The sequence below is a fragment of the Neisseria sp. P0001.S005 genome (genome assembly GCF_051963715.1).
In genome coordinates, this window is the sequence record NZ_JBQCTZ010000041.1 from 1 (window position 1) to 23,549 (window position 23,549).

Genomic DNA, 23,549 nt, shown 5'->3' on the forward strand with positions numbered 1-23,549 from the left:
GATACCAAACCGGCTTCACGCAGTAGCGCTAATTGGCTGGACATTGCCGCTTGCGGCAGTCCGGATGATTCAGCCAATTCGGTTACATTGTGCGGCCTTTCATGTAGTTTGCACAATACGGCGAGACGGTTGGGATTAGCTAGAAGTTTAAGAAAAGCGGAGGCTTCTTCGTAGGGCGGTTGATTGTCGGCAATGGTCATTTTTCACGCTTTTCGGCAAATGAGGAGGTCGAATTATCAGCCATAATGTCCTCGGCAGCAACTTTCGGACGGCCTTTGCTTAATGGTTCCATGGCATTTTGGCCAGCAGGCGAGCCATGCCGCAGAATCCGGTTAGTCCGGCCGTTAATAGGCCTGCGCCGACCATTACGTCTATCAGATAAAACCAAGGCGATACCAGCCAACCTGCCAGCACACCCAACAGAATCAAACTACCCGCTATGGTTTGCACCTGTCGCATGATGTCCGGTGCGGCACGGTCGGCAACAATAGGAAGCCCTGCAGCTTTCCATGCCTGTAAGCCGCCTTCTAAAATATAGCATTCGCAGCCTTGGCCAAGCGCTGACAATATTGTTTCAGCCCCTGCTGTACGTTTGCCGCTCAGGCAATAAAAAATCAGGCACTGGGCTGTATCATCGGGCAGTTTGTCTCGCTGCTGTTCAGGTGGAAGGGATAATGCACCGCCAATATGCCCGCCCCGATATTCGGCTTGGCTTCGGATGTCCACTGCCAACGCGCCCCCACGGATTTTTGCCATTGCTTCGGAAGGCGTGATTCGCGGGAGTTGTCCGACCGTACTCATGTTTTGCCTTCGTTATTTTTTGTTGATGCGGCAGGTGTTGATGCCCAATAAGCTGTACAGCGCACAGTTGCCAATCAGTGCTGTACCCAGAGGGACGATGCCCAGCCAACCCCACCAGCCAATTTGTCCGGTAGCGGCTGCAGCGATTAGTACTACACCGATAACAATACGGATTACGCGATCCAAAGTACCCAAGTTTCGTTTCATTTTATTGCTCCTTGTTTAAGAATGGATTGTCTACAAATAAACACATATAACAAAAATCATATATGAGAAATATTATAGCTTTAAAGATGACTTTGTCAAATGGTTTACAGTAAAAGTGTAATGAATATTTGCATTGTATTTTTTAAACGCACAAATAGAATCAATCTCCAACGGTATGGTTAAATGTAAAAATACAGCCTGATATTTTCAGACGGCACTGGAGATGATCTATATAATATTTTATTTATATTGGAAGAATTGGTAGTCAGTTTTCAGAAGGAGTCAAATCATGACCGATTCGGAAAAGAAGTCCAATGGAGACGATTTGAAGACTGGATAATCCGTTGTGTAACTAGCAAGGGGGAGGAAATACTTTTAAATCAAATTGTCTACGAATTATAAAAGGCCGTCTGAAAATTGAATCTCAGATGGCCTTTAATTTCTTTATAAGGTCGTTCGTATCATCAGAAACGATAGTTCACGCCCAAGGCAAACTCGCGGCCGCGTTCGTAGAAGGGCACGCGTCCGTTGCCGTCGGGGAAGCGTTGGCTGTGCGAACGGTATTGCTTGTTACCGATGTTGTTGACGGCGAAGTTGACGTTCAGGTTGTCTTTTTTCAGCGGCTGCCAGTTGGCGTAGATGTCGTGTACGCCGTAACCTGATTTCTTGCCGTGTATCGTGCCTTGTCCGCGGGCGACGTCGGTGTATTTCACGCTTTGGGCGTAGCGGCCGCGCCAGCCGATTTCGAGTTTGGGGTTTTCAAACTGGTAAGACAGACCGGTCAGCCATTGGCGGCCGGTGTTCCAGAAGGTGAACGAGCTTTCGTGGTCTTCTGCTTGAATCGGGCTTTCGCCGTAGTACATTTCGCCGTTCAGACGGGGTTTGACGTAGGACACGCCGGCACGCGCGGTCAGGCCGCCCCAGCGGTAGGATGCGTCAAGTTCGTAGCCGTAGGTTTTGAGCGTGCCGCCGTTGTAAATCTTGCCGCGTTCGGTGATGGAGGCGGTGTTGTTGTTGATTTTTGCCCAACGATAGACGATGAGGTCTTTGATGCGTTGGTGGAACACGCTGCCGCTGACGTTGAAGTTGTCGTTGCGCCATTTGAAGCCGATTTCGGCGCGGCGGGCGGTTTCGGCTTTGAGGTTGCTGTCCAAATCGGCGGCGGCGCCTGCGCGTTCGTTAGCCAGCAGGGCTTCGTTCAGGCGGGGCGCGCGGCTTGCCTGATTGAGGCTTGCCAAGAGGGAGAAGTTGTCGTTGATGTCCCAAATCGCGCCGATGCTGGGGTTGAGCTGTCCGTGCGACGCGCTTTGTTTGCTGGCGGCGTTGTATTTGAAATGGTCGTAACGCAGGCCGGTGGTCAGGGTAACGGGGTTCAGGCTCCAAATGCCTTCCGCGTACACGCCGTATTCTGCCTTTTTCTCTTTGTCGCGGTCATATAGGCCGAGAATTTTCAGCCATGCGCCTTTGTCGGACGGCTCGGAGGTTTCGTGGCGGTAGTTGACGCCGTATTTCACCATGTGCCCGTCGCCGAAGGAGCTGGCGAGGTTCAGATTCGCGCCGGTCGCTTTGATTTTGCTTAACTCAAGCTTGCCGATGGGAACGCCGCCTTGCGCCGTGCCGGAGGCTTGGGCTTTCGGGGAAGGCGCGCCTTTAGGCGGTTTGGTATCGTCGGTATTGATTTGGAAGACGTTGGCATCGATTTTGTCGATAAAGCCGACGTTGCGACCACGGTATTCCAGATTGTAGGTCTGCTCTTTTTGATAAGTGCCGTCCACGCCGATGTAGCTGTCAACGTTTTGGAACTCGGCTTTGTCGGTGCGGTTGCCTTTTTGGTATTCCTGACGGTAGGTCAGGCGGATGCCGTGGTCGTCGTTGAAATCGTAGCCGAGTTTGGCGAGGTAGCTGTGCTGTTTCAGACGACTGCCGAGGTTGACATTGCCGTTACCGTCTTTGTAGTCGCGGTTGTTGAGGAAGTTGCCTGCAAACAGGGCATCGAAGCCGTTTTGATAGCCGTAAACCGCCGCGTTGCCGGTTGAGCCTTTATTGCTGCTCAAGCCTGCGCCCAGTTTGAAACCGAAAGGTTTGCCGTCGGTCAGCAGGTCTTTTGCGTCAACCGTTGTTACGCGGATGGTACCGCCGACCGCACCCAAACCCGCGCTCGCCGCGCCTGTGCCTTTTTCTACGTTGATGCTTTTTACCAAAGCGGGGTCAAGCTGGAAGCGGCTTTGGTGGTGGAAGATTTTTGTGGATTGGCTGGTGTTGTCGACTTCTAGGTTAATTTTGTCTTCACCAACGCCGCGGATGCTGTAAAACTGTGCTACGCCGTTGCCGCCACCGACATCCATACCGATTTGATCTTTCATGACTTGTTTTAAATCGGTCGAAATTTCGCGGTCGAGCTGGTTGCGGGTTACACGAGTCGGTACGGCAGTACCGGTAACCTTAATTTCATTCAGCTCGGCAGTTTCTGCGGGTTGCAAATTTTCGGCATGAGCAAAGCTTGTTGATAATGCGAGTGTAATGATGCTAAGGCGGAATACAGGAGAGGAGACCTTATTCATGATTTTTCCTAAGTGAAAATTGACTGCTTATTCTAATTATTCTAATAATGATTATCAAATTCTTAATAAATATTAATAAATATATTCTGTTTCATTTAAATATAAAATTAATAGAATTTTAATAAAAATCAATTAGTTTATATTTTAGTTAAATTTAGTAAAGATTCTTTGATTGGGAAATGGGTTGAGTCTTACTTTTTCCGAGAGGTAGAGAAGGGATAGCTTGAATATCTGTCAATAAAGAATTTTATCTATCAGTGTTTTATTTAAGAGGCCGTCTGAAAAGTATTTTTCAGACGGCCTAAATATTTATGTTTTACAGCAAAGGGCTCATCAGGCGGACGGCATTTTCTACGAGGCCGCGGAGTTTGGAGCGTTGTTGCCATGATTTGATGGCGATGTAGCTGCTGTTTTTAAGGTAGCTGCGCTGTAGGTGGCAGATTTGTTTGGTGGTGTCGCGATCGTAGATGGCAAGGCTAATTTCGAGGTTGAGGAAGAAGCTGCGCATGTCCATGTTGACCGTGCCGAAGAGGGAGTAGTCTTCGTCAATGGTCATGGTTTTGGCATGTAAGAGCCCACCTTCAAACATGGCGATTTTGACACCGGCTTCCAGCAACATAGGGTAGTAGGCGCGTGAGGCATAGCGCACCATCAGTGAATCGACTTTGGCTGGCAGTATCAGGGTCACTTTGACGCCGCGTTTGGCGGCAACGGTTAATGCCATGAGAAGCGGCTCGTCGGGGACAAAGTAGGGGGTGGTAATCGTGATTTGTTTGGTGGCGGCATAGATGGCGCTGATGATGGTTTCGTAAATAACGAAGCTGCCTTGCTCGGGGGCGGATGGAATGATTTGGGCAACAATATCGCCTTGCTGCATTTTTTCAGGAAGGATTTGGGGCAGCAGGCTTTGGGCTTGATTGAGGTATGTTTGTACGTTTTGGAGGTTTTCATCGGTTTCGACGGCGAGGTCGGCGAAGAAGACGGCAGACAACTCCAAAACCATAGGACCTGTACAGCGCATCATGACATCGACCCATTCTCCGACGCCGGAGTTTTGTTTGAAATAGCGCGGGTCGACAAGGTTGAAGCTGCCGGTGTAACCGATTTTGCTGTCGATAACAAGGATTTTGCGGTGGTTGCGCAGGTCGGTGCGTGTGAATAATGTACGCCAGATGCCGACAGGTAAGGAGGTATGTACTTCAACGCCTGCTTGGCGCAGTTTTTCTACCCAATCGCTTTCAAGAAAGCTCCTGCTGCCGACGGCATCGGCCAGTATGGAGCAGTCTACGCCTCTGGCTTTGGCGGCAAGAGTTTCATTTAGAATTTCTTCAATGCGGCCTTTGGGTTCGATAATGTAAAAGGCCAACAAGCAGGAATGGGTTGCGGCGCGTATGTCTGCGAGCATGCTGTCGATGATGGTATCGGTGGTTGAGAGCAGGCTCATGGCGTTGCCTTTGGTGGCACCCAGCCCCGTTCCTTTTTCAGCAACTTTACTGATGCCGTGGTAACGTGATTTGACTTGGTCGGCAATGTCGAGATAGATATCGGCTAGATGGGTGGCGGCAAAGTTGCGGTAGAAGCGGTTCATTTCGCCGGTACGTTTGGCGCGGGCCGTGCCGAGACGAGGCTCGCCGATAAGGATGTAGGCGATGGTTCCGAATACAGGGAAAAGGAAGAGGATAATCAGCCAGGCAAAGGTTGAGCCGATGTTTTTTTGTTTGTACAACACGCGCAGCATGCAGGCGAGTGCGGCGCAGGTGTGGGCGAAGATGAAAATTTCGGTCCAGGTGATGTCTTTTAAAAAATTCATATTCGGTAGCGGGAGTGGATGTGTTTTTAAGTTTGAAGGTGTCAGCTGCTAAGCTTCAGATATTAAGTATATAGAAAAACCGTCTGAAAACAAATTCACACGATAATCGTGTTTTTTGTTTTCAGACGGCTTTTGCGTTGTTTCCATTAACGGTGATACTGACGGGACAATTCATGTACGGTATCGACCAAAATTTTGGCGTGTTCCGGATCGGCGTGTTGGTTGATACCGTGTCCGAGGTTGAATACATGGCCGCTGCCGTTGCCGTAGTCGGCAAGGATGCGTGCGACTTCGGTGCGGATAGATTCCGGTGTGCCGAAGAGGGCAAACGGGTCGAAGTTGCCTTGCAGGGCAACTTGTTCGCCGACGCGACGGCGGGCTTTGCCGATGTTGCAGGTCCAGTCCAAGCCTAATGCGTCTGCGCCGATTTCTGCCATGCTTTCCAGCCATAAGCCGCCGCCTTTGGCAAATACGATAACAGGCACGCGGCGGCCTTCACTTTCGCGTTTGAGTCCGTCAACGATTTGACGGATGTATTTCAGGCTGAATTCTTTAAATGCGGCATCGCTCAATACGCCGCCCCAAGTATCGAAAATTTGTACGGCTTGTGCGCCGGCATCGATTTGGGCGTTGAGGTAGGCGGTAACGGCTTGGGCATTGGTGTCGAGGATTTTATGCAGCAAATCAGGACGCGAATACATCATGGTTTTGATGGTGCGGAATTCTTTGCTGCTGCCGCCTTCAACCATGTAGCAGGCGAGCGTGAACGGGCTGCCGGAGAAACCGATGAGTGGAACGCGGCCGTCAAGGGCTTTACGGATGGAAGTTACGGCATCAAAGACGTATTGCAGTTTTTTCATGTCGGGAACTTGCAGTTTGGCGATATCCGCTTCATGTTGCAAGGCGCGTTCAAATTTGGGGCCTTCGCCTTCGGCAAAGTACAGGCCCAAACCCATGGCATCGGGAACGGTTAGAATGTCGGAAAACAGAATCGCTGCGTCCAGATCAAAACGTTCTAAAGGCTGGATGGTAACTTCGGTTGCCAGCTCAGTGTTTTTACACAAATCGAGAAAGCTGCCTGCGCGTGCGCGTGTGGCTTTGTATTCAGGCAGATAGCGTCCGGCTTGGCGCATCATCCAGATGGGCGTGTATTCGACAGGCTGTTTGAGCAGGGCGCGGAGGAAAGTGTCGTTTTTCAGAGCAGTCATGATAAATAGGCTTTCTGATTTGGTGTGTTGGACAAAGTTTAGACGGCCTTAGATATGTATTGAGGCCGTCTGAAATGATTAAATGGTTGGTTTTATTGTAGATTTCATACTGTTACTTAATGCGAAATCAGTACATCAATTGGGTTGAGGGAGTGCTGCCGGATGTTCTTCTTCGGCTACGCTTTCCAAAACCAGATTGCGTTGTTCTTGCGCTTTTTGCGGTTGGTCGGTTTCATCAAACACGCGCGCTAGGACCAAATGTGCGGATACGCTGGGTTGCAAGGCGATGCTGGCTTCGAGGTAGCCTTGGGCTTTGCCCCAGAGTTTGCGGCCGTAAGCCAGTTGGCCAAGATACATCAACAGTGGTGCATTGTCGGGTTGTTCCTGCAGCCAAGAATCTGCCAAGTCGATGGCTTTTTGTTGCTCGCGCTCGCTTAGGAAACGTACGGATTCGACAAATGCTTCCAAAAGCTCGGGCTGGCGGGTTTGCGGATAATGGGTTTTGACCCATTTGACCGCCTCGGCATACAAACCCAAACGCTCGTATTTTTCGGCAATCACGACACACAATTCGCCAGACTTCACGCTTTCGGGAATGTGTTTCAAACAAGCTTTCAGGCTGCCCGCATCGGTTACTTCGCTTAAGAGGCGGCGATATGCCCAATTTTGATACTGTTCGGCTTCGTAATCGTTGATGGCGCCGGCTTTGACCAGTTTTTCTGCTTTTGCCAAAACATCTGAAGCATCGCCATGATCAAAGGCATAACGTAATTGCAGACGGACCAAGCGGCTTAAGTTGCTATTGATTTTTGCTGCTGCTTCAAGGTTTTGTGCGGCAGTCTGATAATCGCGGCGGCTCAGTGCAGATTCAGCCAGCAAAAGATGACGGGAAAGCTGTTGTTTTTGTGGCAGCTGTTCGATTTTGTGCAGATAGCGGTCGCGTAATTCGAAGTTTTCCATTTGGTCGGCCGCGTGCGCGCCCAACATCAAAGCCAGAGTACGGTTGTCGCCTGCTTCTTTATTATGCAAGACTTTGGCGGCTTCTTGTTCGGCTTTTTCAAAACGGCCTTCAAAATATGCCAAACCTGCGCTGTTCAAAGAGGCAGAAGCCTGACGGCCTTTGCGGGCGATGCCGAAGCGTTGCATACGTGCCGGAATGTTCAAGAGGCCGAACACAAATTTAATCAGGAAATACAAGACGAATACGCTCAATAGCAGGCCTAAAACAAAGGCATGCAGATTGATACGCAGCATGGTTTGTTCAACCACGACGTACACGTTGCCGGTATAAATGCCGGAAGCCAACGCTAAACCGACGGCGGCGGCAAACAGAATGACAATCCAAACGACGGTTTTCATGCTTGCTCTCCTTTAATTTTGGCAGCAGGCTTGGTTTGGTTTTGTGGTTTGGCAGCTTCGGCGGCCGGTTCTTTTTTGTTTTCAGACGGCAAAGCAGGTGCTTCCAAAGACTGAGAAGCAGAAGCGGCAGCAGGAGCGGCAGTGGTGGCTTGCTCGGTAGTTGCAGCCGGAGCGGAAGCGGTTATCTCGGCAGCTTGGGTTTGCGTAGCTTCTTCGGTCGTCATTTGTGTACGCGAACTTTCCTGATAAGCACGAACGGCGCTCAAGCTGGCTTTCAGGCTGTCGTCTGAAATCATGCGGACATCAAGGGCTTTGAGTTCGGCCAACTCTTTCAACCATGACTGCGTAGCAGGGGATTTGCTGTCGAAGTATTGTTTTACAGTTGCTTCAACGTTGTTTAAATCGCTTTGATACACTTCGCCATTGTGTTGCAACAGGGCAATGCGCGCATCCAAAAGGCGCAGGCGCAGGTTTTCACGAATGAAGTAGGTTTGATCGGGTGAAATCAACATGGCGTCGTTGCTGTCCAGATGACGGACTTCAACCAAGCCTTTGAGGGCATTAAGGGATTTTTCCCATGTGTTTTCCCACCAAGTTCCTGAATTGGCGGCTTCGACAGGCGCGGCCCCCGGTTTCAATACACCGTCCAAAACCAAAGGCAGGCCTGAAATACCGGTTTCCAAACGGTCGATACGCAAGGCAGTGGCGGAAATATCGACATAAGGACGGTTTTTCAGCGCGGCCAAATCATTGCTGATGGCTTGCTTGATAGGGATAAGCTCAGGCTGTTCAAAACGGCTTAAGCGGCTGTCAATGTGTTCCAATACGCTGACCGCGCCTTGAAGGTTGCCTGACAGCATCAATTGTTGTGAAGCAGTGTTCAACATGGATTCGGCTTCGTCGACCAGCCAGTTGATACGGCCTTTGAGCAGCTCTTGATAAGCTTTCTGCATTTGCAGGATTTGATCGCTATTGTTTTTTTGACCGTTGTTCAGGCGGTCTAACTCGGCTTGAATAGCGGTTTGGCGGTTGAGGTTGTCTTTTAGAAGGCTGGCGTTTTCAGACTCGCCCAATGCAGCTTTGTCGATTTTTTGGTTGAATTCGAGCTCTTGGTTTTTTAAAACATTTTGACCCTGTACAAACAGGAATCCGCTCGCGCCTAGGCCAAGCAGTGCCAAGACGGTTGCACCTGCGGCCAAGGCTTTGCCGCCAGATTGTTTGATGATAACAGGGGCGTTGTTTTGTGGGAGATTGTTGGACTCGGGCATGCTTGCCTCCACTCGCTGAGGTTGGGTAGGTTTGATTTGTTCAGACGGCCTGGTGTTTTCAGAACGTTCAGGCGCTGAAGCTGCCGTACTGGCAACTTGTTGGGTATCTTTATTGTCTTCGACTGGGTTCACTGCTTGGCTCCTTTGTGGCATGGATGAAAGTGCAGCGGATAGAGAAGTGACGGTTTCTACATGTTTGGCGCCGACGATGCGAAGCGCATCGGCAATGCGCGGATGGTGGGTAAAGTATAGCAAGGATTCGAAGAATCGGGAAAATTGCGGCGGAATCTGATGGAAAAATTCGCGCGCGAGTTCGCCGGATGTAACGTAGGCGGCGGCGATATCTTCGGTTTTAAAGTTCTGCCAATCGATGGCGTGTGGCCGTCTGAAATAGATTTCGGCGATGTCGATTTGGAAACCCAGTTCGGTCAGTTTGTCTGCCAGAAAATCACGGCCGCCATGACCTCGAATGATTAGAACTCGGGCGTTGGGCGGCAGGTTTTTCCAAATAGGCATTCTCAAGACGGCTTCGCTGTCGTTGCCATCTTCAGGAGAGAATACGGGATAGGGGGAGAATTTTGCCAAAGTATGTTGGCTGGTTTGGCCGACGGTAATGTGTGCTTTAGGGCCGTCTGAAAAGTTCAGATGTGGCGCTGCGGTTTCAATAGCGGTAGGGCTGACCCAAAACACGACATCGGCTTGCTTGAATTGCTCGGGAAGTTTTTTTAGCGCCGAACGATCCGCCTCTATTTCAATCGGACTCAATACCTGAGCCTGCCAACCGGCTGCATGGCAGGTTTGGATATCTTGTTGCGGACGGTTGGACGGACGGATGATGAGTAGGGTAGGCATAATGTGGGATAAATTATTAAGGTTTAGGCCGTCTGAAAGAAGGGTTTCAGACGGCCTGTTGCTGACGTACGTTATTGATCGACGAATGCGCGCTCAATCAGGTAGTCGCCGCGGACACCTGTTTTCGGAGAAACGGTCAGGCCGAATTCGTCCAAGACGCTGCAGGTGTCTTTCAACATGGCTGGGCTACCGCACAGCATGGCGCGGTCGTCTTGCGGATTGATTTTAGGCAGGCCGATGTCTTCGAAGAGTTTGCCGCTGCGCATCAAATCGGTCAGACGGCCTTGGTGTACATATTCTTCGCGTGAAACGATTGGATAGTAAATCAGTTTTTCTTTAACCAAGTCGCCCAAGTATTCGTGTTCGGGCAATTCTTTGGTGAAGCGGTCGTAGTATGCCAAGTCTTTTTTGTAGCGTACGCCGTGAACCAAGATGATTTTTTCGAATTGCTCATAAACATCAGGGTCTTTAGTAATGCTCAAGAAAGGGGCGATGCCGGTACCGGTGCTCAAGAGGTAGAGGTGTTTGCCCGGATTCAGGTCGCCGGCAACCAATGTACCGGTCGGTTTTTTACTGATGAGGACATCATCGCCGACTTTAAGGTGTTGCAGGCGGCTGGTCAATGGGCCGTCTTGTACTTTGATACTGAAAAATTCCAGATGCTCTTCCCAGTTGGCAGAAGCCACGCTGTATGCGCGCATCAGCGGTTTGCCGTCTACCATCAGGCCGACCATGACGAATTGGCCGTTTTCAAAGCGCAAAGATTCGTCACGGGTACAGGTGAAAGTGAAGTAAGCGTCGGTCCAGTGGTGTACGGACAAGACTTTCTGGGTGTTGAATGCTGCCATTGATATTTCCTGTCGGATAAGGCCGTCTGAAAAGAATAGGTAGGGGCGGCCGAGGTTAATAAAAAGAATGGAATATGGTGTTCAGCTACTTGCTTGCCGGTTTGGCTGATTTTTCGCTGAGGCTGTGCAGGTCGGAATAGCGTCCGCCTACGCTAATCAATTCATGATGAGTGCCTTGTTCGACTACATTGCCTTCATGCATCACAACGATGTTGTCGGCTTTTTCGATGGTCGAAAGTCGGTGGGCAATCACCAATGTGGTACGGTTTTGCATCAGGTTTTCCAATGCGGTTTGTACCAAACGTTCGGATTCATTATCCAATGCGCTGGTGGCTTCGTCCAAAATCAAAATCGGCGCATTTTTCAAAAGCGCACGCGCAATGGCGAGGCGTTGACGTTGGCCGCCGGAAAGTTTTAAACCGTTTTCGCCAACTTCAGTGTGCAAGCCTTGCGGCATTTTTTGGATAAATTCCCAAGCATTCGCGGCTTTTGCAGCATTGATAATTTCTTCTTCACTGAATTTGTCAGCTTGAGCATAGGCAATGTTTTCAGCAATCGTACCATTAAACAGGACAACGTTTTGGCTGACGAATGCCATGCGGCTGCGCAGGCTTTCGAGTGTATATTCATTGATGTTTACGCCGCCAATCAAAACCTTGCCTTCGTCCGGATTAAGGAAGCGCGGCAACATATTGGCCAGGGTGGTTTTACCGCAGCCTGATGCGCCGACTAATGCGGTAACTTTGCCTTGCGGTACAAGCAGGTTGATGTGGTTCAAGCTGTTGCGTTCGGCTTCAGGATAGCGGTGTACAACATCGCAAAATTCGATATCGCCAGGGTTTGGGCTAAGAATCTGTTTGCCTTCGTTGCTTTCTTCAGGTTGATCCAAAAAGGTGAAGACACTTTCAGCCGCCGCCAAACCGCGTTGTAGGGACTGCATCACGCCGGTCATGCGTTTGATGGGGTCAAACATCATGATCATGCTGGACAAAAACGACATAAAATCGCCTGCGCTGAAGCCGGAAAGCCCTGCTTGGCGTGCCGCTGCATAAATAATTGCGGCCAGTGCAACCGAAGCCATTAATTGCGTAATGCCGGTACCGGCAGAGCTGGCGGAAACCTGTTTGAGCAGGTTGCGGCGCACATCGTCGGCAATACGGTTGAAGCGGCGGTTTTCATAATCTTGGCCACCGTAGATTTTTACAACGCGTTCACCATTAATGCTTTCGCCCAAGACCTGCATCAGCTGGCCAAGATAAATTTGGTTGTTGGCAGACAGTTTGCGCAGGCGTTTGCTGACTGTTTGGATACATACAGCAACAACCGGCAAGATGATAAAAGTAATCAGGGTCAAACGCCAGTTCAGATAAGTCAGCAAGCCCAATAGGCCGACTACGCTCACGCCGTCTTTAGCAATCACGGTAATGACGTTGAACCCTGCATCGGTAATTTGATTGACGTCGTTCAAGATACGAGACATCAAACGACCGCCGGTATTACTGCTGAAATACGAGGTCGGCAGGTGCATCATTTTGTTGAACATTTCACCGCGCAAGCGCTGCACCAAGTGGCTGGACAGATACGTTGTGCAATATTCGTTAATGAAATTGAACAGGCCGCGAACGAAAAACAGCGCCACAATTGCCAGTGGCAACCATGACATGCTTTTCATGTTTTTATCGACAAAACCTTCATTAATCAAAGGCTTGAGCAAGTAACCGAAAGCCGGCATCGTACCGGCGACAATCAGCATGGCCACTACGGAGACGATAAACATCTTCCAATAGCTTTTTAAATATCCAAGCAAACGCTTGTACAGCTCCCAGTTGGATGTGGCTTGTGTTGTCTGCATATCAATCCAGATTTAGAGCAAACATGCAATTCTAAACGAAAATATCTGTCATTACAATGTTTGCAATTGAAAGTCAAAAGGAGTTGGTGTTGTTTTAACATATTGATTTTATAATGAGAACGACTGTGATGCGGTTGGATTGGTAATAATATTGCCCACTTCTTAAACACCAGTCGCGGCCGTCTGAAAAAGTTTCAGACGGCCTCTTCAGTCGTCAAAGACAGCCAGTTAAGCCAAAGCTTCCTTAATGATGTCTTTTACTGTCGTTGCGTTATTAGGGACAACACGGACACGTTGCGGCAGGTTTTCCAAGCCTTCCAATGCGGTCGGACAGGGAACGGCAACTTCGCCGACCGCTTCATGGATGGTGGCTTCAAATTTGGCAGCCAACGCGGTTTCGAGGCAGACAATGGTTTCGCCGGCTTCGCGTACTTCACGCGCTACTTTGATGCCATCGGCTGTATGCGGATCAATCAATTCATGGTCTTGTTCGTAAACCTGTTTGATGGTGGCAAGGCGGTTGGCATGGGTCGATTTGCCGGAAACAAAGCCATATTGTTGATGTACTTTGTTTAAGGCAAATTCCAAATTGAAACCTTTGCCGGAGCCTACTTCAGCCCATAATGTTTTGATTTCGTCTGCATCGCGATCCATCAGGTCAAACACAAAACGCTCAAAGTTGGAGGCTTTGGAAATATCCATAGACGGGCTGGAAGTAACGTGGGTGTGTTCGCTGTTGCGCGGGCGGTATGCGCCGGTTTTGAAAAATTCGTCCAATACGTCGTTTTCATTGGTGGCGACAATCAAGCGGTGGATAGGCAGGCCCATTTGACGGGCGATATGGCCGGCGCAGACATTACCGAAGTTGCCGCTTGGCACGCAGAAGCTGACTTTTTCGTCATTGCTTGACGTGGCGTTGAAATAACCGGCGAAGTAATACACGACTTGGGCGACGATGCGTCCCCAGTTGATGGAGTTGACTGTGCCGATATGGTATTTGGCTTTGAATTCGGCATCATTTTGTACGGCTTTGACGATGTCTTGGCAGTCGTCAAACATGCCTTCAACGGCGATGTTGTGGATGTTGGCATCTTGCAGGCTGAACATTTGCGCGCGTTGGAATGCACTCATTTTGCCTTCCGGCGAAAGCATGAAGACATTGACGCCTTTTTTACTGCGCAGGGCGTATTCGGCGGCAGAACCAGTGTCGCCGCTGGTGGCGCCTAAGATATTGAGTTCTTTGCCTTCTTTGTTCAATACATATTCAAACGCATTGCCCAAGAATTGCATGGCCATGTCTTTGAATGCCAAAGTCGGGCCATTGGACAGGGCTTGGATTTTGATGCCGTCTGAAAGTGTACGTACCGGAGTAATGGCTTGGGTACCGAATACTTCTTCGGTGTAGGTGCGGTTGATGATGTCGCGTAAATCATCAGCAGGGATATCGGTGGCAAACAGGCTCATGACTTCAAACGCCAACTCAGGATAGCTGAGTGTGCGCCATTGGTCTAAGGTAGCACGGTCAATTTGAGGGTATTGCTCAGGCAGCATCAAACCGCCGTCAGGAGCCAAACCCATCAATAAAACTTCGCTGAATTGCTTGCGTGCGGTTGCACCGCGGGTGCTGATGTATTTCATGGTTTCTTCTCTATATATTTAAAATTCAAATAGAAAGTCAAAACGAATTCAGACGGCCTCTATATTAATTAAAAAAGGCCGTCTGAACGATTATTTGTAGAGTCGTTTGAAGCAGGCGGTAACCGTTTTCGCGGTAACGGAAGCAATGGCCTGATCGCGGGTTGCCGGGCTCAAGACCTGCATCATTTCGGTTGCAGTTAATTGATTTGGCGCTTCTTCGCTGGCGCAGCCGCAGATTTTATTTTCCCATTCGGCTTGTTTTTCCGCGCTCATAGCCAAAGCAATGACACGCCATTCGTTACGTTTGTTTAATTCGGTACGGCATTGGCTGTCTACCGCCATTTTCACTACGCTGCTGCCGATACCTGTACCGCTGCCCAAACCGCCGAAAGATTCGCCGCCGGTAGCGCATGCACCCAATAAGAAAACTGATGTAACAGCTGCCAAAAGAGTTTTTGAAGTCATGATGTTTCCTGTAAGCAAGGCCGTCTGAAACGCCCGAAGAGTTCTCAAAATAGCATGTATTATACCGTAATGTGGCCCGATATGTGAGTTTGCGAAACTGCCGTATAATGCTAGCGAGTTTTCTTTTCAATCAGCCAGCACGGAAGCCGCCATGTCCGACCTTTTTGCACGCCAACCCGAAGCCCCTTTAGCCGAACGCCTGCGCCCGCATTCTTTAGACGATGTCATTGGGCAGCAGCATTTAATCGGCGAAGGTAAACCTTTGCGCGTGGCGGTCGAGGGAGGAAAGCCGCATTCTATGTTGCTGTGGGGGCCGCCGGGTGTAGGCAAAACCACGCTGGCACGGATTTTGGCGCAGAGTTTCAATGCCCAGTTTCTGCCGGTTTCCGCCGTATTTTCCGGCGTGAAAGACATACGCGAGGCAATCGAGAAAGCTGAAATTGCCTTGCAACAAGGGCGCGCGACGATTTTGTTTGTTGACGAGGTACACCGCTTCAACAAAGCGCAGCAGGACGCTTTTTTACCTTATGTCGAAAGCGGCTTGTTAACCTTTATCGGCGCTACCACAGAAAACCCATCATTTGAAGTCAATCCGGCATTACTCAGCAGGGCGCAGGTGTATGTCTTGCAATCCTTGTCTTCAGACGACCTCAAGAAACTGATTTCCAAAGTATTGGCTTTGCCCGAATACCGAGATTTCACGATTGAAGCCGATGCGCAAGAGCTGCTTGTCAATACCGCCGATGGCGATGCGCGCAGATTGTTGAATCTGTTGGAACAACTTTTACGCGCCGCCGACACACGTCATCTGAAAACCTTAACCGCCGAATTTCTTGCCGACAGCTTGGGCGCGCAAATCCGCCGTTTTGATAAGGGGGGCGAGAGTTTCTACAACCAAATCTCCGCGCTGCACAAATCCGTGCGCGGTTCGCATCCTAACGCGGCTTTGTATTGGTTCTGCCGTATGCTCGACGGAGGTACAGATCCGCGCTATCTCGCCCGCCGCATTGTCCGCATGGCATGGGAAGACATCGGCTTGGCCGATCCGCGTGCCTTAACGATTGCCAATGATGCCGCCGCTACTTATGAGCGCTTAGGCTCGCCAGAAGGGGAGCTCGCTTTAGCACAAGCCGTGTTGTATCTCGCTGCTTCCGCCAAATCCAATGCAGGCTATAAGGCATACAACCAAATGCGCCGTTTCGTCAAAGAAAATGCCAGCGACGAAGTACCTGTCCACCTGCGCAATGCGCCGACCAAGTTGATGAAAGAATTGGGTTACGGACGCGAATACCGCTATGCCCATGATGAACCGAACGCCTACGCCGCCGGCGAAAGCTATATGCCCGACGGCTTGGACGAACCGGACTTCTACCAACCAGTCCCGCGCGGGCTGGAAATCAAAATCGGCGAAAAGCTGAAATGGTTGAAATCCTTGGATGAAGATGCGCTGGATGATTAAAACAATAAATGTGTCTCAAGTTTCAGACGGCCTTTGGCTATTTTGAGCCTAATAAATTGTTTAATATTGGCATTATATCTTTAATTTCGCTATAATTTTGTCATCCTATTTTCTTGCCGAATAATCGAATACATAAAAAATCGCGGCTGCTGAACCCGATTTCCGAAACAAAATTAGAAAGCAGATAATGGACAATTTAGATCAAAGTCGTAGCCGTGCATGGCGACGACATCAAGAGCAACGCCCCAGTCATCGTGTACATGGCAAAAATCCTTTGAAATATAAACCTGAAAAAAAGTGGGATTTGATATATCTCCGCAGCAATAAAATCAAACGTGCACAAAAACTGGGTTTTATTTATCCGTTCAGACAGCATGAATTTGATGCTGAATGGTTTGATTAACTCAAAAGATACATTTTCGATTCAATCGAGATGGTTTTCACAAGGCGGATACTTTCCGCCTTTTTTAATTTTTATGAATGCACTTTTTATTTGTAGTCGTAACCAATGGCGCAGTCCTACCGCTGAAACCGTATTTCGACGTTATCCGAATGTACAGACCCGTTCCGCAGGCACAAGCCCCAATGCGCGGCATACTGTTTCCATAGACGACATCGCATGGGCGGATAAGATTTTCGTGATGGAACAAAAACATAAGAGCCGTCTGCTGGCACAGTTTCCTCGTGCTTTGCAATATAAGGAAATGATTGTTTTAGATATTCTTGATGATTACAGATACATGGATGAAGAGTTGATAGAAATATTGAAGGTAAGTGTCGTGCCTTATCTGTCTAGATAATGAGGTTTTCCGCAAGATTATCTGAAAAAATATGACTTACTTTTAAGTAAAATTTATTTCAATACCATCATTTGCTTCACGCATCACTGACAAATAAAACGCAAATCTAAGATCAAATTGAATTTTTCAGACGGCCTTTGCTGTTTGAATATTTTTAACCTATACCATACACACACATTTTCATGAATATTTTTGAAGCCCTACTATTATTGTGCCTGCTGATTGTTATTAGCGCGTTTGTGTCCTGTTCCGAACTCGCGCTTGCTTCAGCACGCAAAATCAAATTGCAGGTCATGGCAAAAGACGGCGGCGATACGCGTGCGCTTGACGTAATCAATATGCAGCAGCAGCCGGGCAGCTTTATTACCGTTGTCCAAATCGGTTTGAATGCCGTCGCCATTCTTGCCGGTATTGTTGGCGAGGCGGCAATACGTCCGTATTTTGGCAAGCTGTTGGAGAACGCAGGCAGTTGGGGTAGCACAGTTGCCTCTTTGCTGACTTTCTCGCTGGTTACAGGCAGCTTTATTTTAATTGCCGACCTGATGCCCAAGCGTATGGCAATGACCCATCCTGAAGCGGTAGCGGTACGCATTGTCCGTCCGATGATGTTTTTGATTTTTATCTTAAAACCCCTTGTCTGGGTTTTTGATGGGTTGGCAAACGCAATATTCAAACTCTTCAAAATTTCAACCGTCCGTCAGGAGCAGCTGACCTCGGAAGATATTTATGCCGTCGTTGATGCCGGCGCGCAGGCTGGTGTGTTGAAAGAGCAGGAACACTATCTGATTGAAAACATTTTCGATATGCAAGAGCGTACGGTCACTTCCACCATGAGCACGCGCGAATATATCGCCTATTTTGATAAACACGATGATAGCGATACTGTGTTGGAAATGATGTCGGACAAACCGCACAACAAATTCCTCGTATGCGACGGCGACTTGGAACGCGTCATCGGCTATATCGAATCGCATACGCTGCTGACTTTGTTTTTAAAAGAAAAAGACGTCCGCCTGACCGACAAGCGCGTGTTGCGTAAAGCCTTGTTTATCCCCGACACGCTGTCGCTTTATGATGTATTGGAGACCTTCAAAACTTCAGGAGAAGACTTTGCCGTGGTGGTGAACGAATACGCGCTGGTGGTTGGCGTGGTAACGCTGAAAGATGTGATGAGCATTGTGATGGGCGAGCTGGTCAATACCGAAGAAGAGCCGCAAATCATCCGCCGTACCGAAGACACATGGTTGGTGGACGGTGCTACGCCGCTTACCGATGTTATGCGCGCGCTGGATATTGAGGAGTTTCCCAATTCGGAAAACTACGAAACCATCGCCGGCTTTATGATGTATTCCCTGCGCAAAATACCGAAACGTACAGATTTTCTGGTTTATGCCGGTTATAAATTTGAAATCATCGATACTGAAAATTTGAAAATCGACCAACTTTTGGTTTCCAAACAAGGAAATATGGTGGGGAAAATGTAACGGGTTGCAGGGAACACTTGAAAAGAAAATTAAAAAATGAATAAAAAGGAAAAAATATTATGACGACAACTGAACCTCAAAAATACGCCCGCAGCCTGCACGCTCCCATCAGCCTTGGTACCACCTCTGACGACCGTTTTATGCCGCGCGGCTTTCTTTCATATTTTGCCTCACTGCCGAAATTGGTTTTAACCGAAAAATTAGATGGGCAAAACAACTGCTTTGCCGCACACGGTCTCTATGCCCGTAGTCATGCTGCGCCTACCCAGCATCCGTGGGATAAACCTTTGCTGCAACGATGGCAGCAAATCAAAGATGATTTAGGCGATCTTGAACTTTTTGGCGAGAATATGTATGGCATTCATTCGATTGCCTATTCGCAACTGGAAAGCTATTTTTACCTGTTTGCAGTCCGCCGTGGCGGACATTGGCTTTCATGGGAAGAGGTTAAATTTTATGCGCAGCTGTTTGATTTTCCGACTGTGCCAGAAATACCCATTGTCCAGCCTCTTGCAGATTTCACTCAAAAATACGCCAATGAAGATATTGCTTTAGCGCAATGGCTTGCCGCTAATTTGGGAGAGCTGTGGACAGACAGCGTACAAACTGCCGGTAAGCTTGGCGGCTACGATCCGAAAACAGGAGCGGCATGCAGTGAAGGTTTCGTTATCCGGAACGCCGCTGATTTTGCCACCAACAACGGCAACCTGCCTGTTCAATTCAATGAATTTGATAATCTTTTCAAATTGGTGCGAGCCAAACACGTTAAAACCGACGTTCATTGGACGAAAACTTGGAAGCCTGCCCGTCTTATCGATTACGACAAATACCATTGGCAAAGCTGGCAGTTTCAGACGGCCTGAAGTCCAATTATCCAATAATAAGAAAGACAATTATGTGGACATTCCCAGATTACATACCCGGTCAACTTCCTGATTGGCAAGCCTTAGAACGTCGTTTCAGCTGGTTTGCCGATATGAAGGATGTTCCGCAAGACCCTGAGTGGCATGCTGAAGGCGATGTATTTACGCATACCAAAATGGTATGCGAAGCCCTTTTACAACTGCCCGAGTTCCAAGCGCTTGATGGACAGGAGCAGCATATTCTGTTTGCTGCCGCCATGCTGCATGATGTGGAAAAACGCAGTACGACCAAGAGTGAAATAGAAAACGGCAAAGAGCGTATCGTTTCGCCGCATCACGCAAAAAAAGGTGAGCATACCGCCCGTACTTTGCTGTATACCGAACTTGCCGCTCCATTTGCCGTAAGAGAAGCAATCGCCAAACTCGTGCGTTTGCACGGATTGCCCTTATGGGCGATTAATAAGCCTAATCCTGAGCGAGCCGTCATAGCAGCCAGTTTGCAGGTCAATACTGCACATCTTGCCATGCTTGCTAAAGCCGATGTACTGGGTCGTATATGTTGCGACCAACAGGATATTTTGCTGCGCATTGATTTGTTTCGTGAACTCTGTGAAGAAAACGCTTGTTGGGGTAAGGCGCGTACTTTTGCCAGCGATTACGGACGCTATCTCTATCTTAACGGCCGTAGCGAAATGCCGGATTATCAGCCATTTGATGATCAAACCTTTGATGTGTACGCCATGTGCGCCATAGCAGGTAGCGGCAAAGACAGTTACATCAGGCAACATCTTGCCCATCTGCCTATGCTGTCGCTGGATGAGATTCGCCGTGAGCGCAAACTCAATCCCGCGGATTCCAAACATACCGCCGAAGCAGTGCGTTTGGGTAAAGAGCAGGCAAAAGAATACCTGCGAGCTCGTACGTCATTTGTCTTCAATGCGACCAATCTCAACCGCGACTTGCGCAGCAAATGGCTGCCGATGTTTGCCGATTACGGCGCACGCGTGCATCTCATTTATTTGGAAGTGCCTTACACGCAATTACTATCGCAAAACCGTAACCGCGAACATTCTGTGCCGAATGATGTGTTGCACCGCATGATAGAAAAGCTGGAAATCCCTGATTATAGTGAAGCGCATACGGTAGATTTTGTGGTTTCTTCTTAATAGGTAAGAACCTTGTAATCAGGCCGTCTGAAACGATCCAATGTTTCAGACGGCCTTTTTATGAAATCAAAAATTGCTAGAGCTAAGACAGAGGTCTTTATTCGCAGCTCAAGTTTTTTGTTTTTTCGGCGAATGTATCCATGGCAATTTGGCACATACGTTCACGTTGGCCTACGTCGGCGGCAGGCAGGATTTGGCGCAGGTATTTTGTGTTGTCGCGTTGGAACGATGCTTTATCGCCTGCTTTTTGATAACACGCATCTGCGCGGGTAAAGTATTGCTGGCAGATTTTCGGCAACTCTTCAAAGGACAAGGGTTTGCTTTTGTGCATGCCGTGTGCGGAGACGGAGAGGGAGGAAAGGGCGCACAGCGCGATGATTAAGGTTTGGGGAATGGTTTTCATGGTCAGCCTGTTTATTGAAGTGGTGTTTAAATCAATTGTTCGCCCCAATGCAGCTTTTGGCGCAGGGTTTTGAAGTATTGGTAATCGGTGGGATGGAGGACACGCAAGGGGTTGTGATAGCGGCGGATGATGATGCGGTCGAAGTTTTGCACGTCGATATGGGATTGTCCGTCAAAGTGTGCGCGTGCGTCGCCGCTTTTGGTAATGAGGATTTCAATCACGCTGGTGTCGGAGATGGCAATCGGGCGGTTGGTCATGGATTGCGGACAGATAGGCACAAGCGTGAAGGCGTGCAGACCGGCTTGCATGATGGGGCCGCCGGCGGCAAGTGCGTAAGCGGTCGAACCTGTCGGTGTGGAAATAATCAGGCCGTCCGAACGTTGGGTATAGACAAATTCTTGATTGATAAATACTTCAAATTCAATCATTTGGCCTGCACCGCCACGAGACAGTACGGTGTCGTTGAGGGCTAGGGCGCGTTCGATGGTTTCGCCGTCACGAATGATACTGGCTTCAATGAGGATGCGCTCTTCGGGCAGATATTTGCCTTCCAGTACGGGGCGGATACCCTCAACCATGGTGTCGCGTGAGATTTGGGTGAGAAAGCCTAAGTGGCCTTGATTGATGCCGATGATAGGAACGGCGCGCGGAGCAACTTCGCGGGCAGCGGAGAGGAAGGTACCGTCGCCGCCGAGCACAATGACGAGGTCGCAATATTTGCCCAGTTGGGCTTTGTTTACGGTTTCGCAGTAGGCGGAATCTTGGATATAGACGCAGTGTTCTTCTACGCTCAATTCATCCAGATAGATGGTGAAGCCGTTTTCGCGCAGAAAAGAAACCAATGTGTGGACGGTATCTTGAATTTCGGGCGTATTGGGACGTGTAACGATACCGATGTTTTTAAATGGGCTTTTCATGATAGTAGGCCGTCTGAAATTAAGTGTCTAATCTATCCAGATATCGCGCTCGAGCCGGTCGAGGCGTTCGTTTAGGCGGGAAACATCGTCACGCAGTTTGTCCACTTCTTCCAACCATTCGGCAAGCGTGGCTTGGTCGATAACAGGGGATTCGGGTTCGCGTGAAAAGTCGCTGATTTGCTCGGCAATGCTTTTGCCGATTTTTTTCATGGTGCGGCCGATGTCGCCGGCGCGCGAGCTGATGCTTTCTGCGGCCACATGACCGAATACACGCGCCAAATCTTCGCTCGGATAATAGCGCAGTCCACCCAAAATAGGAAGGACGGACATGCCCAATACCAAGTCGCCTTCGAGGCTGATGTCGCCCACGCCAGGCTGGCCGCCTTGGAGGATTTTTTGGATGGCGCTGTTGTGGAATGTGATGTTGGTGTCGGCGGTTTCGTGTGCGGTTTCAAGAAAACCTTGTTCGCTGATGCGTCCGGTCAGTCTGAAACCGGTCAGGCTGATGCAGATGATGCTGCCTGCAAATTCAGACAGCTCGCGCTGTTGCTCTGGATTTTGCTGTATCAGGTGGTTGATAAGGGGAAATAGGGCGGACATGGTTTACTCTAAATGCCGTCTGAAACGGATTAATGGGTTGAGTCGCAATTTTACAGGCTTAGCCCGTCTGCGCAAATGGTATTTACAATTTTGCCGTTGCTTTTGTCATCAATGATGAAATCAGGAGCCGGTAGGCCGAGTTTGGCTGCTTCGGCAGTATAAAATTCAGCCCGGCTTGGGTGGCGGGGTTCGACAATATTGCGGATACGCTTGCCGTCAGCTTGGCAGGCCGTCTGAAAAAGGACTTGGACGGCCAAGTCTTTATGAAGAATATTGACGGGTTGATTGCCGCCTTGAATGCGTGTTTTTTGAACCAGCTTGGTAATGGGATGACGATCGGCAGAATAAAGTCCGCCCAGTCGCAGTATGTCGATATGGGGGACGGCGCTTTCAAGCAAGGCTTGCTCGACTGTGAGGATTTGACGGGCGGATTCGGTTTGCGGATCGGGCGGCGTGGTTTCATCGCATATGCGTGCTTGGTTGCCATACACGCTGGTGCTGCTGGTAAAGATGATGTGTTTTACCTTGGACTGCTCGGCAAGTTGAATCCATTTTTTCAGGGTATCGGCGTAATGGTTTAATGACGAAGGCGGAAGCAGGCAAAACCATGTCGGCTTGTTGATATGGTTCTGCCACAATGCCGAACTGTGAAAAATATCGTTTTGGTTTAAATCGATAATGTCGAGTTCAATCGGCAGATTGATGTCATCGGAGGTCAGGTTGCGTTTGATGGCGGCTACCTGACTGCCTTGCTCATAAAATTTCTGTGCCAGCGGCAGGCCGAGATAGCCTAAGCCGAGAATGGAAATATCGGGAAGGTGCATAAATAAAGCATCCGAAAATTAACAGGCCGTCTGAAAATAGCTTTAACTTGGTTAAAGCCACGTTTTCAGACGGCCTTTGTATGGAAAAATTAATGGTTGCTGCCGATTTTTTGGTCGAATTCGGCACGGTGTTCCGGCAGGAGGTAAGGGCGCAACAGGCTGAG

At 49.2% G+C, this 23,549-nt stretch carries 22 protein-coding genes and 1 pseudogene; 6 read left to right on the plus strand and 17 right to left on the minus strand.

Annotated features, from left to right (window positions below):
- The 13 genes and pseudogenes from ACTHSP_RS07535 to ACTHSP_RS07595 form a co-directional block, all read right to left on the minus strand.
- A partial coding sequence (locus ACTHSP_RS07535) for an ArsR/SmtB family transcription factor (protein WP_440345898.1) occupies positions 1-200 on the minus strand: 200 nt, incomplete at its 3' end.
- A 79-nt stretch (positions 201-279) separates the two neighbouring features.
- Positions 280-801, minus strand: coding sequence for a rhodanese-like domain-containing protein (locus tag ACTHSP_RS07540; RefSeq protein ID WP_440345899.1), 522 nt, complete (start codon positions 799-801; stop codon positions 280-282).
- Positions 802-813: 12 nt separating this feature from the next.
- Positions 814-1,008: a YgaP family membrane protein gene (locus ACTHSP_RS07545; protein WP_063068692.1), complete on the minus strand. Its 195-nt coding sequence runs from the start codon at positions 1,006-1,008 to the stop codon at positions 814-816.
- A 464-nt stretch (positions 1,009-1,472) separates the two neighbouring features.
- Positions 1,473-3,569 (minus strand): TonB-dependent receptor plug domain-containing protein, encoded by a 2,097-nt coding sequence (locus tag ACTHSP_RS07550; RefSeq protein ID WP_440345900.1) that lies wholly within the window; start codon positions 3,567-3,569, stop codon positions 1,473-1,475.
- A 316-nt stretch (positions 3,570-3,885) separates the two neighbouring features.
- The gene (gene cls / locus ACTHSP_RS07555) at positions 3,886-5,379 is read right to left on the minus strand and encodes a cardiolipin synthase (protein ID WP_314513499.1); all 1,494 of its coding nucleotides are present in this window, start codon (positions 5,377-5,379) and stop codon (positions 3,886-3,888) included.
- Positions 5,380-5,525: 146 nt separating this feature from the next.
- Entirely contained in the window at positions 5,526-6,587 is a 1,062-nt protein-coding gene (gene hemE / locus ACTHSP_RS07560) for a uroporphyrinogen decarboxylase (RefSeq protein WP_314513497.1), read from the minus strand.
- A 135-nt stretch (positions 6,588-6,722) separates the two neighbouring features.
- Positions 6,723-7,946, minus strand: coding sequence for a heme biosynthesis protein HemY (locus ACTHSP_RS07565; protein WP_314513495.1), 1,224 nt, complete (start codon positions 7,944-7,946; stop codon positions 6,723-6,725).
- Complete coding sequence (locus tag ACTHSP_RS07570) at positions 7,943-9,367, minus strand: uroporphyrinogen-III C-methyltransferase (RefSeq protein ID WP_440345904.1); 1,425 nt, start codon at positions 9,365-9,367, stop codon at positions 7,943-7,945. The genes ACTHSP_RS07565 and ACTHSP_RS07570 overlap by 4 nt, the downstream gene beginning before the upstream one ends.
- Positions 9,368-9,430: 63 nt before the next feature.
- Positions 9,431-10,066: pseudogene (locus tag ACTHSP_RS07575) on the minus strand (uroporphyrinogen-III synthase); the annotation flags it as partial.
- 71 nt (positions 10,067-10,137) lie between these two features.
- Positions 10,138-10,914: a ferredoxin--NADP reductase gene (locus ACTHSP_RS07580; RefSeq protein ID WP_003679792.1), complete on the minus strand. Its 777-nt coding sequence runs from the start codon at positions 10,912-10,914 to the stop codon at positions 10,138-10,140.
- Between the two features lie 85 nt (positions 10,915-10,999).
- Positions 11,000-12,766: a lipid A export permease/ATP-binding protein MsbA gene (gene msbA / locus ACTHSP_RS07585; protein WP_314513493.1), complete on the minus strand. Its 1,767-nt coding sequence runs from the start codon at positions 12,764-12,766 to the stop codon at positions 11,000-11,002.
- Positions 12,767-12,994: 228 nt separating this feature from the next.
- On the minus strand, positions 12,995-14,404 hold the full coding sequence (gene thrC / locus ACTHSP_RS07590) for a threonine synthase (RefSeq protein WP_314513491.1): 1,410 nt from the start codon (positions 14,402-14,404) through the stop codon (positions 12,995-12,997).
- 90 nt (positions 14,405-14,494) lie between these two features.
- Positions 14,495-14,869, minus strand: a complete 375-nt coding sequence (locus tag ACTHSP_RS07595) for a hypothetical protein (RefSeq protein ID WP_293202763.1) — start codon at positions 14,867-14,869, stop codon at positions 14,495-14,497.
- Positions 14,870-15,020: 151 nt separating this feature from the next.
- Between ACTHSP_RS07595 and ACTHSP_RS07600 the strand changes: the two genes are divergently transcribed.
- The 6 genes from ACTHSP_RS07600 to ACTHSP_RS07625 all read left to right on the plus strand — a co-directional run bounded on the left by ACTHSP_RS07600 (position 15,021) and on the right by ACTHSP_RS07625 (position 20,641).
- A complete protein-coding gene (locus ACTHSP_RS07600) occupies positions 15,021-16,328 on the plus strand; it encodes a replication-associated recombination protein A (RefSeq protein ID WP_440345901.1) in 1,308 nt (435 codons plus the stop codon).
- 187 nt (positions 16,329-16,515) lie between these two features.
- Entirely contained in the window at positions 16,516-16,731 is a 216-nt protein-coding gene (locus ACTHSP_RS07605; protein ID WP_003679777.1) for a hypothetical protein, read from the plus strand.
- Positions 16,703-17,128, plus strand: a complete 426-nt coding sequence (locus tag ACTHSP_RS07610) for a low molecular weight protein tyrosine phosphatase family protein (RefSeq protein ID WP_440345902.1) — start codon at positions 16,703-16,705, stop codon at positions 17,126-17,128. Before ACTHSP_RS07605 ends, ACTHSP_RS07610 begins: the two co-directional genes overlap by 29 nt.
- 182 nt (positions 17,129-17,310) lie before the next feature.
- Positions 17,311-18,612, plus strand: coding sequence for a hemolysin family protein (locus tag ACTHSP_RS07615; RefSeq protein WP_003679774.1), 1,302 nt, complete (start codon positions 17,311-17,313; stop codon positions 18,610-18,612).
- A 59-nt stretch (positions 18,613-18,671) separates the two neighbouring features.
- Positions 18,672-19,475 (plus strand): RNA ligase family protein, encoded by an 804-nt coding sequence (locus ACTHSP_RS07620; RefSeq protein WP_314513847.1) that lies wholly within the window; start codon positions 18,672-18,674, stop codon positions 19,473-19,475.
- 32 nt (positions 19,476-19,507) lie between these two features.
- Positions 19,508-20,641: an AAA family ATPase gene (locus ACTHSP_RS07625; RefSeq protein WP_314513845.1), complete on the plus strand. Its 1,134-nt coding sequence runs from the start codon at positions 19,508-19,510 to the stop codon at positions 20,639-20,641.
- A 97-nt stretch (positions 20,642-20,738) separates the two neighbouring features.
- Here the strand turns inward: ACTHSP_RS07625 and ACTHSP_RS07630 are convergent, their stop codons facing one another.
- From ACTHSP_RS07630 to ACTHSP_RS07645, 4 genes are read right to left on the minus strand one after another with little or no spacing between them, the layout of a single operon-like run.
- Positions 20,739-21,044, minus strand: coding sequence for a hypothetical protein (locus ACTHSP_RS07630; protein ID WP_036491162.1), 306 nt, complete (start codon positions 21,042-21,044; stop codon positions 20,739-20,741).
- A 26-nt stretch (positions 21,045-21,070) separates the two neighbouring features.
- On the minus strand, positions 21,071-21,961 hold the full coding sequence (locus ACTHSP_RS07635) for an NAD(+) kinase (protein WP_036491160.1): 891 nt from the start codon (positions 21,959-21,961) through the stop codon (positions 21,071-21,073).
- 27 nt (positions 21,962-21,988) lie between these two features.
- On the minus strand, positions 21,989-22,561 hold the full coding sequence (locus tag ACTHSP_RS07640; protein WP_440345903.1) for a ubiquinone biosynthesis accessory factor UbiJ: 573 nt from the start codon (positions 22,559-22,561) through the stop codon (positions 21,989-21,991).
- A 50-nt stretch (positions 22,562-22,611) separates the two neighbouring features.
- Positions 22,612-23,385 carry an NAD-dependent epimerase/dehydratase family protein gene (locus ACTHSP_RS07645; protein WP_314513842.1) on the minus strand — a complete coding sequence of 258 codons (774 nt, stop codon included), beginning with the start codon at positions 23,383-23,385 and terminating at the stop codon, positions 22,612-22,614.
- Positions 23,386-23,549 lie beyond the last annotated feature (164 nt).